Below are 11,411 nucleotides of genomic sequence, written 5' to 3' on the forward strand. Positions count from 1 at the left end.
GCTACGGCCAGGGGCAGCACCACGGCCACTGGTAGCACTATGGCCACCGGTACCCCTATGACCGCCGGCAGCGCTGTGGCTGCCAGCACCGCTGCGACCGTTGGCAGCGCTGTGGCTGCCGGCACCGCTGCGGCCACTGGCACCGCTGCGGCCAGCGGCGGCGTTACGGCCAGCGGCGGCGCTGTGGGTGTTGGCGCCACCAGCGCGGCCGTGGGCGGGCCGCCGCCGGGCAGTCACCGAGCCGGCCACGAACCCCACGACCACCGCGGCGGCGAGGGTCATCGAGATCTGCGCCGGATTCCGTCCAGCCTGCGCCAGCAGTACCAGCGGGAGTACCAGCAGATAGGCCCCGACCGCGGCCAGCGCGCCATGTCGCCCACCGTCGGTGGTCGTTCCCTGGCGCAGCGCCGCCGCCACGAAGGCGGCCGCGGCCGAACCGGTGAGGATCAGCACGCCAAGGGCCCCGGACACCGTCGCCACGGCCGGGGCGATGAGCCCGCCGAGGACGAGCACGGTGAACCCACGCGAGCTCCCGCGCACCACGGCGGTCATGTCCACGCCGTCGAGCCAGCCGTTCCCCGTGGAACCGGCCATGCCCATGCCTCCTTTCGTCGACGTACCGAGCCGGCCGGCGGTGTGACGCGCACTCGGCGGACCGTGTGCGCGTCACGGTTCATCACAGCCGTTCCGGCAACCGGATAATCCAGGGCGAAACGCGGGCGCGAGTATTCACGCCCGCTCTGGCCAGGCTCACCAACTGCCGGTGGAGATCCTCGACGGGATGACCGCGGGCAATGTTTGTCCCGCACGCGTCTGACGGTCTACCAGCACGGCAGCATCTCCTCCTGTGATGCCATCGCCGACCGGGATTGTTACGGTATTCGCGTTGCCGGGAACAGCTCGGCGAGGCAACGCGCCAGGAACGAACGGTACCGTTCTGTGTGCCGGATCACATCTCCCGGTGGAGGGGTAGTTGCCCCTCCAAAGAGAGGCTTTCCCCCGACGGCAACGAGCTCACGACGACAGGTGGGCCACCAGGCAGGTCATCGGATAGGCCATGGCCCACCCGGAGAACGGCTTTCCCGCCGGCAGCAGGCCCGGGTTCCCCGGGAGCTGGGAGAACGCGCGGAAAGCATGATCGTACGCTGCTTGTTCGGCCGGTGTTTCGCGTTGATAGTTTGTTGATGTCGGCCGGTAAGAACATCCGGGCCTCCCGCGGGCGCGCCCGGAGCGGAACGAGGGCCGGGCGCGCCCAGGGCGGATCAGGCCGGCGCGTGCTCGAGCAGGTAGCGCTTCACCTCGGCCGTGTGCTCGACGCCGGCCTCCCAGCTCGTGCTGGTCGCCACCAGCGTGAGGTGCTCGCAGCCGGCCTCCAGATAGGGCAGCAGCCACTCCCCGACCTGCTGCGGCGTGCCGGCGGGCGCCAGCCGCTCGAACTTCTCGTAGGGCAGGTGGTAGAGCCGCTCCATCCGCTCGGCCACCAGCTGTCTGGCCCTGCTCGCCTGGGCGTCGATCCCGCACCACAGGTTCAGCCCGTACCAGGACGGCAGCGGCCTGCCCTCCTGCTGGGCCACCTCGGCGATCTGCTCGCGGGTCGCGGCGAAGCGCCGGGCGGAGCAGAAGATCCCCAGCCAGCCGTCACCGAAGCGTACGGTCCGCCGTACCGCGGCCGCCGACGAGCCGCCGATCACGATCGGGATCCTGGGCTGCGGGGCCGGCAGCACCCGTGCGTCCTTGAGCTCGAAGAACTCCCCGCTGTGGTCGACCGCCTCGCCCGAGGCCAGCGCGCGCAGCACGCGCAGGCTCTCGTCGAGGCGGCGCCCCCGGGTCGACGGGTCGACGCCGCAGTTGAGCGGCTCGGAGCGGTCCTCCCCGCCCACGCCGACCCCCAGGATCAGCCGGCCCGGCGCCAGCTGGGAGACCGAGGCGAGCTGGCGGGCGACGGTCATCGGGTGCCGCAGCGCGAGCTGGTAGACGCCCAGCAGCACGGGCAGATCGTCGTTGCTGGTCAGGGCGGCGGTGGCGGACACCAGCCCGTCGAAGCCCCGGCCGCCGTAGAAGCTGACGTGGTCGGCGACGACCACGTGGTCGAGCCCCGCGGCCTGGGCACGACCGAGCAGATCACGCCGCTGCCGCGGGCTCGTCGAGAGAATCGACTCGTGCACGTCCAGCCCCACTGTGATCAATTCCTGTGCCTCCCACCCAGAACGTCCTTGGCGATAATGCGCTTCTGGATCTCCGCCGTGCCGTCCGCGACCAGATAGGCCATGACGTCGCGGAATCTCTGCTGCAGCGGGAACTCGGTCGCGTAGCCGAGATTTCCGTAGATCTTCATCGCCGCCTCGATCGCGTTCTTGGCGACAATCGGCGGCCACCACTTGCTCATGGAGGCATGCGCGGTGTGCGGCCGGCCGGCATGGCGCAGCCACAACGCCCGGTAGCACAGCCACCGGGCGGCCTCCAGATAGGTTGCCTGCTCGGCAAGAAGAAAAGATACGCCCTGGTACTCGGCGATCGGACGGCCGAAGGCCTCCCGCTGCAGGGCGTAGTCAGCGGCTTCGTCGAGGCTGGCCCGGGCCGCGCCGAGACACATCAGGCCCAGCGCGGCACGGCTGAAATCAAAGTGGTTCATGACGCTGTGGAAGCCCCGGCCGTACTCACCGATGAGGTTCTCCGTCGGCACGAACACCTCGTCGAGGTGGATCGACCCCCAGCCCAGCGGCAGGCAGCCCATCCCCGGCAGGTGGCTGACGGTCACACCCGGGGCGTCGGTCGGGACGACGAAGCAGCTCACCCCCTGCGAACGCGCGGACCCCGGCTCGCGGGCGTAGATCAGCGCCGCGGTGGCGTTGCAGGCCCACGAGATCGCGGTCTTCTCGCCACGCAGCCGCCAGCCGCCGGCCACCGGCTCGGCGACCGTGCGCAGCGCGCCCGCGTCGGATCCGGAGCCGGGCTCGGTGAGCGCGATCGCCACCGTGATCTCACCGGCGATCAGCCGTGGCAGGTACTCCTTCTGCACGGCCACGCTGCCGTGCGCCAGCTGTGACCCCACGAGCCCGACCTGCACCGGCGCGGACGCGATGTTCACGTCGCCGTAGGCCAGTGTCTCCGCGGCCAGCCCGAGCGTGATCGGATCCTCGATGCCGGTGCCGCCGAACTGCTCGGGCAGGCCGATACCGAGCACACCGAGATCGGCGAGCTGACGCTGGATGCCGAACGGGTAATCCGTCCGGGCCGCCCGGTCCCGATAGCCGGGCAGCAGTACATCCTCAGTGAACTGGACGAGCGCACGCCGAAAGTCCTCCTGCTCTTCGGAGAACTCGAAAGAGATCATTTTATTCCGCCTTAAAATAAGGCGCGGAACGCGACAGCTACGATCGCGTTGGCCGCTGTGCCTGTCCCATGCCCAGGACGACGCCGCACCAGCACGCCGCCACAAAAGACGATCTCCTTGCCACGATCGCGCACAGCCTGCTACCGGCAGGTGCACGCCGGTGATGCCGCGTCACCGACGCCGCCGCCGGGACACGGCCGCCGACAGTGGGACACCGGCATCCCGACCGGATCGGGGGCACCGGTGCCCAGTCCGGTTACACCACAACATCCGCAAGATCGCCACATGCGGCCTTTCAGCATCATGACCCAGCCAGGACCGACCGGCAACGAGTCAGCGCCCTGTACCGATGGTCACGGCCTCGGGCCCGCGGGACGCGCCGGTACGGTGGCACGGCGGGCGCCGGCACGGCGGGCCTCCGCCGAGCCGGTCCAGATCATTACGGAACGTGAGAACCCAGCGTCCAACGAGAACCGGAACCGGCCGCCGGCGGGGCATGCCCGGCAGCCACACCGGGCCCCGCACCAAACGGATGTACGCTGACGACCAAGCACCGGAGCGGGCCTCGCGGAATCCCTTCAGAACCCTCTTGGAACCCGGCGCGCGCTGGCCCGGAGCGCGCCGTCGTCCTACTGTTCAATCTTGGACCAGCAATGCCTCTTGGACCAACAACGCCTTTCCGCGTCAGGCGGACCGGCCCGCATGTCGCCCCGGCGGCACCGACCGCGATTCGAGTTCCGGACGGCTCTCGATGACGAGGAAACGGAGGCCATCATGCCCACGACCAACGCCGGTGATGGCGGCGGGCGCCCGTACCCGGCGCGGGGCGAGGGCTGGTTCTCCCGCCGTCCCGAACTGCCGCGCAGAGAACTCGAACGCGCGCGTTCCATTCTCCAGCTGGTTGCCAGGCTGACCGGTTGGGACTGTGCGCCGCTGAGCATCACCCCGCTGGATCCACATACCGCGGAGATGACCCTGGCGGCGGCCCAGGACGCCATTACCGAACGGCTCGCCGCCGGCGTGGAGCGGATCGGCGCGGAGACGCATGCGGAACTGATCGCGGCACTCACCCGGCTCGGTCAGGCCCGCATATCCCTGCGTGACGCGATGCTGGCCCAGCGTACGTCGACGCTGGCCGACGTACGCAATACCCTGAGCCGGCTGCGGGACCTCTCCACGGTCCAGGACCTGATCACCAGGGCGCCCGCCGAAGTCGAGAAACTCGGTTTCGGCCGCGCCCTGCTGTCCCAGATCCAGAACTCCCGCTGGGTGGCGAGGTCGGCCTATGTCCGCGGCGACCCGGGTCTTGCCGCGCTGATGGTGAAGGCCGGCAGCACGGACCCCGTCCTGCTCGACCAGCAGGTGCTGGAGACCGGCATGGTCCACCGGCGGCAGCCCATCCTGATCAAGGATGCCCAGGCGAACCCGCAGGTACATCCCCTGTTAAAGATCGTTACCGGCTCGCGTTCCTACGTCGCCGCACCGATCGTGTCGATGTCGACGGTGATCGGCTTCATGCACGCCGACGCATACACCGACCAGCGGCACGTGGACACCCTGGACCGCGAGGCCATCGGCCTGTTCATGGAGGGCCTGGGCTACGCGATCGAGCGCGCCGTGTTCGCCGACCGGATGCTGGCCCTGCGCGACCAGCTGTGCACCTATACGGCGGGCATCTCCGACCTGATGGCCTCCTTCACGGAGGACGACGTCTCCCTGAAACCCCCCGGCTCCCTGAAACTCCCCGGCGCGCCTGTCGAGCCCGTCCGGGATATCGGGACGAACGTGCTGGCCAGAGCGATCGAAGACGTTGTGGACTCACCCCTGACCCGCCGGGAGATCGAAGTTCTGCGGCATATGGCCGACGGTGCCACCAACGCGCGGATCGCCACCCGCCTGATGGTTTCCGAGGGCACCGTCAAGGTGCATGTGAAACACATCCTGCGCAAGCTCGGGGCCACCAACCGGGCGGAGGCGGTATCCTGCTATCTGAACACGATGCAGCGTCGTCAGCCGGAACCCACCGGCTCCTCCGGGAAGAAATCCCACTGGCACAGCTGAAACAATCGGACGCCTGCTCCCGGCGCGCCGTTACCGGCGTGCCCCGGAACGGCGGGCCCGGGCAGGACCGTTCCCGCCGTTCCGGGAACAACGTCACCCCCGCAGCTCCGGAAACTCCTCGTCGAGGTATTCACGGAAAGCCGCCGCACCGCCCGCGGTGTCCACGGCGGCGCCGAGCGGGTGCAGTTCCTCCTCCCGGCGGCGAAGCTCCACCCGCCGGATCTTGCCGGATATCGTCTTGGGCAGCTCGGCGAACTCGAGGCGGCGTATCCGCTTGTACGGCGCGAGCTGCTGGCGGGCGTGGCGCAGGATCGACAGCGCGGTGTCCCGGTCGGGCGCGTGACCGTCAGCGAGCACCACGTACGCCTTCGGGACCGCCAGCCGGATCGCGTCCGGCGACGGGACGACGGCGGCCTCGGCGACGGCGGGATGCTCGATCAGCACGCTCTCCAGCTCGAACGGCGAGATCCGGTAGTCCGACGCCTTGAACACGTCGTCCGCGCGGCCGATGTAGGTGATGTAGCCGTCGGCGTCCCGCGAGGCCACGTCACCGGTGTGGTAGTAGCCACCCGCCATCGCCTCGGCGTTGCGCACGGCGTCGTCGCGGTAGCCGACCATCAGCCCCAGCGGGCGCTGGGCGAGGTCCAGGCAGATCTCACCTTCCTCCGCCGGCTTCCCGGTGGTGACGTCGACCAGCGTGACGCGGTACCCGGGCGAGGGCCGTCCCATGGAGCCCGGCTTGACGAGCTGGCCCGGTGAGTTGGCGATCTGCACGGTGGTCTCGGTCTGCCCGAAGCCGTCCCGGATGCGCACCCCCCAGGCCTTCTCCACCTGCTCGATGACCTCGGGGTTGAGCGGCTCACCCGCGCCGACGATCTTGTGCGGCGGGTTGCGCACCGCCGTGAGGTCGGCCTGGATCAGCATCCGCCACACCGTCGGGGGCGCGCAGAAGCTGTCCACCCCGCACCGGTCGATCTGCGCCAGCAGCGCGGCGGCGTCGAACCGGCTGTAGTTGTAGATCAGCACGGTGGCCCCGGCGTTCCAGGGAGCGAAGACGTTGCTCCACGCGTGCTTGGCCCAGCCCGGCGAGGAGATGTTCAGGTGCACGTCACCGGGGGTGAGCCCGATCCAGTACATCGTCGACAGATGCCCGGCCGGGTAGGAGGCGTGGGTGTGCTCGACGAGCTTCGGGGCCGCGGTGGTGCCCGAGGTGAAGTAGAGCAGCAACGGGTCGCTGGCCCGGGTCACACCGTCCGGGACGAACGCGGCGGGCGCCTGGGCCGCGTCGGCGTAGGAGGCCCAGCCTGCCACCGGCGCTCCGACCGCGATCCGGTCGTACTCGCCGGGCACGTCGGCGAACTTGTCGGTGTCGGCCGTGCCGACGACGACGTAGCGGGCCTGGCCACGGGTGATCCGGTCCCGCAGGTCGGCGGGCGCGAGCAGCGTGGTCGCCGGGATGACGACCGCGCCGAGCTTTGCCGCCGCGAGCAGCGTCTCCCACAGCTCGACCTGGTTGCCCAGCATGAGCACGATACGGTCACCACGCGTCACGCCCCGCCCGCGCAGCCAGTTGGCCACCTGGTTCGAGCGGGCGGAGAGCTGCGCGAAGGTCTGACGCCGCTCCGAGCCGTCCTGTTCGACGATCCATAACGCGGTCCGGCCGGAGCTGTCCGGGTCGGCGCCGAGATGGTCGAACCACTCCAACGCCCAGTTGAACTCCGTCAGCTCCGGCCAGTGGAACCCGGCGTACGCGCTGTCGTAGTCCTCCCGGTGGGCGAGCAGGAAGTCCCGTGCCGCGCGGAACGCGGCCAGACCACCTGCACCCGGCGTCTGCGATGTCAACTGTCCTCCCTGAGTGGTAACTCCGTGAGCGGTGGGACTCCCGGCTGCGCGGCCCTCAGCTGTGCGGTCAGCGACTGTACGACCAGTATCCGTACGACCGGCGGCCGGTGCGCGGCAGCCGGTGCCGCCGCGCTCACCCGGGCCGCCCGGCTTCGACAGCGCCGGCGGGAACGGCGCCACCGCCGACAGCGCCGGCCAGGACGGCGTCGTTGCCGCCAACGCCGGTGGGAACCGCGCCGCCCCGGGCGGCGCCGGCCGCGACGAGGTCGAGCGCGACGTCTATGATCATGTCCTCCTGGCCGCCGACGAGGCCGCGGCGGCCCACCTCCACCAGGATGTCGCGGGTGTCCAGCCCGTGCTCGCGGGCCGCCCGCTCGGCGTGCCGCAGGAAGCTGGAATAGACGCCGGCGTAGCCGAGGGCCAGCGTCTCCCGGTCCACCCGCACCGGCCGGTCCTGCAGTGGGCGGACGATGTCGTCGGCGGCGTCCTGGAGCGCGAACAGGTCGCAGCCGTGCTGCCAGCCCAGCAGGTTCGCCACCGCGATGAACGCCTCGATCGGGCAGTTGCCGGCGCCGGCGCCCTGGCCGGCGAGCGACGCGTCGACCCGGGTGACGCCTTCCTCGACGGCCACCACCGAGTTGGCCACGGACAGCGACAGGTTCTCGTGGGCGTGCACACCGATCTGGGTGGCCGGGTCGAGGACGTCCCGGTAGGCGCGGACCCGGTCGCGGACGTCGCCCATCGTCAGGCGCCCGCCGGAGTCGGTCACGTACACGCAGTGCGCGCCGGCGTCCTCCATGATCTTCGCCTGCCGCGCCAGCTCGGCCGGGGGCGCCAGGTGGCTCATCATCAGGAAGCCGGAGACGTCCATGCCGAGCTCACGGGCCCGGGTGATGTGCTGCGGGCTGATGTCGGCCTCGGTGGCGTGCGTGGCCACCCGCACGGACCTGACGCCGAGGTCGAAGGCCCGTTCAAGATGGTGGATGGTGCCGATCCCCGGCAGCAGGAGGGTGGTGAGCACGGCGTTGGTGATCACCTCGGCGGCCTCGGAGATCCACTCCCAGTCGCTGTTGCTGCCCGGCCCGTAGGTCAGGCTGGCGCCGGCCAGGCCGTCACCGTGGGCGACCTCGATGGCGTCCACGCCGGCGGCGTCCAGCGCGGCGGCGATCGTGCGTACCCGCTCCGGGGCGAGGCGATGACGGATGGCGTGCATGCCGTCCCGCAGGGTCACGTCCTGAATGTAGAGCCTGGGCGGGGTCACAGGGCCACCTCCGAGCTGGCTGGGACGGCTGACAGCGCCGGTGTCACCGCCGGTGACGCTGCCGGTGTCACCGACGGTGACGCTACCGGCTCCCCCGCCGCCGCGGGCCACGCGACGGCCGGTGGCCCCGCGGCGGCCAGTCGTTCAGCGGTTTGTAGCGCGGCCGAGGTCATGATGTCGAGGTTCCCGGCGTACGCCGGCAGGTAGTGGGCGGCTCCCTCGACCTCCAGGAAGACCGACACCTTCCAGACCGGCCGCGGGCCGGCGTCGCCGACCAGGGTCCGCAGCGGCTCGTCCGGGTCGACCGGGGCGATCTGGACCTGCTGCTTGAGCCGGTATCCGGGCACGTAGCGGGCCACCTCGGCGGCCATGGCGGCGATGCTGGCGCGGATGTCGCCGGGATCGGCGTCGTCCGCCAGGCACAGCACGGTGTCGCGCATGATCATGGGCGGCTCGGCCGGGTTGAGGATGATGATCGCCTTCCCGACGTCCGCGCCGCCGACGACCTCGATGGCGCGCGCGGTGGTCTCGGTGAACTCGTCGATGTTCGCGCGGGTGCCCGGGCCGGCCGACTTCGAGGCGATCGACGCCACGATCTCCCCGTAGCGGACGCGGGTCACCCGGGACACCGCGGCGATCATCGGGATGGTGGCCTGCCCACCGCAGGTCACCATGTTCACGTTGGGCGCGTCGAGGTGCTGGGTGAGGTTGACCGCCGGGACGACGTACGGCCCGATCGCGGCGGGGGTCAGGTCCACCAGCCGCTTGCCGTACCCGGCCAGCGCGCGCGCGTTCGCCAGGTGGGCCTTTGCCGAGGTCGCGTCGAACACGACGCCGATCTCGTCGAAGCCCGGCAGGTCGATCAGGCCCTTGACACCGTCCGCCGTGGTCGGCACCTTCAGCCGGGCCGCGCGGGCCAGCCCGTCGGAGTCCGGATCGATGCCCACCATGGCAGCCATCTCCAGAGTGGACGACAGCCGCATGACTTTGATCATCAGATCGGTGCCGATGTTCCCTGAGCCGATGACCGCGACCTTGGTGCTCATGGCAGATCCTTCCGGAAGGATGCGGTGACGGTGCCGAGCCCGGCGATGGTCGCCCGGTAGGTGCTGCCGGGCGTCACGGGGACCATCGGGCCGAGCGCGCCGGAGAGGACCAGATCGCCCGCGCGCAGCGGGGATCCGAGCTCCCGGGCGGTGCGTGCCAGCCACAGCAGCGCCTGGCACGGGTCGCCGAGGCAGGCCGCGCCGACGCCTTCGGAGACCACCTGCCCGTCGGCGGTCATGGCCATGGTCAGGGTGGTCAGGTCCAGGTCGCCGAGCGGCTGGCGGTGGGCGCCGAGGACGAACAGGCCGCAGGAGGCGTTGTCCGCGACCGTGTCGACGATGCTGATGTCCCAGTTCGCGATCCTGCTGTCGACGATCTCCAGCGCCGGCAGGACCTGGGCCACCGCGGCCCGCGCCGTCCCAAGATCAAGATCGGGCTGGTCGAGGCCGGCGCCGAGGACGAACGCCACCTCGGCCTCGATCCGCGGCTGGAGCAGGTCCGCCGGGTCGATCGGGGTGTCCTCGGCCCTGGCCATGTCGGCGAAGAGCACGCCGTTGTCGGGCTGGTCGACGCCGAGCTGTCGCTGGACGGCGGGGGAGGTCAGCCCGATCTTGTGCCCGACGAGGCGGCGGTGGGCTCCCACCGCCGCCCTGGTGAGCAGCTGCTGCACCGCGTACGCGGCGGCGATGTCCGACGCGCCCAGCAGGTCCCGCACGGGCGGGCAGGGCCGGCGCTGCCGGGCCGCCGCCGTCAGCCGGTCGGCTGCCTGCCGGTACCGCTCCAGGCCGGGCACGGCGCCGGCGGGCACAGCGCTGGTGGATGTGGATGAGCTCGTCATGGTGACACGTACTCCCGAGGTGCTGAAGCTTCCCGTCCTGAAGATCTTCCTGTCCGGAGCTTCCTGGCCGCCGGAGCGGCCGCGGTCAGCCCATGCTGCTGCCACCGTTGACGCTGAGGACCTGGCCGGTGACGAACCCCGCGTCCTCCCGGGCCAGGTAGGCCACGGCCGCGGCGACGTCCTCCACGCTGCCGGGCCGGTGCAGCGGGATCAGCTCGACGGCGCGGTCGATGACGTGCAGCAGCCGGTCCGGCAGCGTGCCCGCGCGCAGGCCCGCGTCAAGCTCCGGGGTGCGCACGTAGGACGGGGCGACGACGTTGACGGTGATCCCGGCGGTGGCGAACTCACGCGCCAGGCCGGTGGTCAGGGCGTGCACCCCGCCCTTGGCGGCGTTGTACACGGCATGGTCCACCAGCCCGTTGCGCACCGACTCGGCGCCGATGCTGACGATCCGGCCGTACCCTCGGGCGGCCATGTGCGGCAGCACCGCCAGCGTGCAGCGCAGCACCGTCCACAGGTTGTTCTCGATCGTCGCCCGCAGGGTCTGCTCGGTGTGCTCCAGCGTCGGCCTGATCACCCCGCCGCCGGCGTTGTTGACCAGGATGTCGACGCCACCGAAGGCGTCGACCGCCGCCCGCAGCAGGTCCTCGCCCGCGCCCGGCCGGGACAGGTCCGCGACGTGCCCGGCCAGGTCCACACCGGTGCGGTGGTCACCCAGCTCGCCGTAGGCGCGCTTGAGCTCCTCGGGGTGCAGGGCGGCGACCAGCACGCGGGCCCCGTCGGCGAGCAGCCGGCGGGTGATCCCCAGCCCGATCCCGGTCGCCCCGCCGGTGACCACCGCCGTGCGGCCCCGCAGCGGGGTGGTCACAGGATGATCGCAAGATCGCCGGCCGGGCGCAGGGTGGTCATGTCCAGGACCACGCGCTTGGACCGGATCCGCAGCCGCCCGTCGATCGCGACGAACCGGTAGTGGTACTTCCCCACGTAGTACGACGCCTTGCCGTTGCGGAACCGCCACACCGTGAAGG

9 protein-coding genes are annotated in these 11,411 nt (G+C 71.0%); 1 reads left to right on the top strand and 8 read right to left on the bottom strand.

The features are described from left to right. The 3 genes from NBW84_RS10180 to NBW84_RS10190 form a co-directional block, all read right to left on the bottom strand. Window positions 1-594 (bottom strand): hypothetical protein (locus NBW84_RS10180; RefSeq protein ID WP_445548686.1); only part of this gene is annotated, 594 nt, incomplete at its 3' end. Window positions 595-1,262: 668 nt separating this feature from the next. Continuing rightward, window positions 1,263-2,186, bottom strand: a complete 924-nt coding sequence (locus NBW84_RS10185) for an LLM class flavin-dependent oxidoreductase (protein ID WP_445548346.1) — start codon at window positions 2,184-2,186, stop codon at window positions 1,263-1,265. Beyond that, window positions 2,183-3,334, bottom strand: coding sequence for an acyl-CoA dehydrogenase family protein (locus tag NBW84_RS10190; protein WP_250283936.1), 1,152 nt, complete (start codon window positions 3,332-3,334; stop codon window positions 2,183-2,185). Before NBW84_RS10190 ends, NBW84_RS10185 begins: the two co-directional genes overlap by 4 nt. Before the next feature lie 774 nt (window positions 3,335-4,108). On the opposite strand from NBW84_RS10190, the gene NBW84_RS10195 reads away from it, so the two are divergent. After that, complete coding sequence (locus tag NBW84_RS10195; protein ID WP_250283938.1) at window positions 4,109-5,395, top strand: LuxR C-terminal-related transcriptional regulator; 1,287 nt, start codon at window positions 4,109-4,111, stop codon at window positions 5,393-5,395. Between the two features lie 93 nt (window positions 5,396-5,488). Here NBW84_RS10195 and NBW84_RS10200 read toward each other — a convergent pair whose 3' ends face one another. From NBW84_RS10200 to NBW84_RS10220, 5 genes are all read right to left on the bottom strand, one after another. Further along, the gene (locus NBW84_RS10200) at window positions 5,489-7,237 is read right to left on the bottom strand and encodes an AMP-binding protein (protein ID WP_250283941.1); all 1,749 of its coding nucleotides are present in this window, start codon (window positions 7,235-7,237) and stop codon (window positions 5,489-5,491) included. Between the two features lie 133 nt (window positions 7,238-7,370). Then, the gene (dmpG, locus tag NBW84_RS10205; RefSeq protein ID WP_250283943.1) at window positions 7,371-8,498 is read right to left on the bottom strand and encodes a 4-hydroxy-2-oxovalerate aldolase; all 1,128 of its coding nucleotides are present in this window, start codon (window positions 8,496-8,498) and stop codon (window positions 7,371-7,373) included. Then, a complete protein-coding gene (locus NBW84_RS10210; protein WP_250283945.1) occupies window positions 8,495-9,544 on the bottom strand; it encodes an acetaldehyde dehydrogenase (acetylating) in 1,050 nt (349 codons plus the stop codon). The genes dmpG and NBW84_RS10210 overlap by 4 nt, the downstream gene beginning before the upstream one ends. Further along, the gene (locus NBW84_RS10215; protein ID WP_250283947.1) at window positions 9,541-10,383 is read right to left on the bottom strand and encodes a fumarylacetoacetate hydrolase family protein; all 843 of its coding nucleotides are present in this window, start codon (window positions 10,381-10,383) and stop codon (window positions 9,541-9,543) included. Before NBW84_RS10215 ends, NBW84_RS10210 begins: the two co-directional genes overlap by 4 nt. An 85-nt stretch (window positions 10,384-10,468) precedes the next feature. Next, the gene (locus NBW84_RS10220; protein WP_250283949.1) at window positions 10,469-11,251 is read right to left on the bottom strand and encodes an SDR family oxidoreductase; all 783 of its coding nucleotides are present in this window, start codon (window positions 11,249-11,251) and stop codon (window positions 10,469-10,471) included. Window positions 11,252-11,411: the final 160 nt, after the last annotated feature.

The organism is Protofrankia sp. CiP1_Cm_nod2 (genome assembly GCF_920664355.1).
In the GTDB taxonomy this organism is placed as follows: domain Bacteria; phylum Actinomycetota; class Actinomycetes; order Frankiales; family Frankiaceae; genus Protofrankia.

Excerpts from the sequence above, each read along its gene's own strand:
- NBW84_RS10195 (WP_250283938.1), top strand. The coding sequence starts at position 4,109 with ATGCCCACGACCAACGCCGGTGATGGCGGCGGGCGCCCGTACCCGGCG.
- NBW84_RS10210 (WP_250283945.1), bottom strand. The coding sequence starts at position 9,544 with ATGAGCACCAAGGTCGCGGTCATCGGCTCAGGGAACATCGGCACCGAT.
- NBW84_RS10215 (WP_250283947.1), bottom strand. The coding sequence starts at position 10,383 with ATGACGAGCTCATCCACATCCACCAGCGCTGTGCCCGCCGGCGCCGTG.
- NBW84_RS10190 (WP_250283936.1), bottom strand. The coding sequence starts at position 3,334 with ATGATCTCTTTCGAGTTCTCCGAAGAGCAGGAGGACTTTCGGCGTGCG.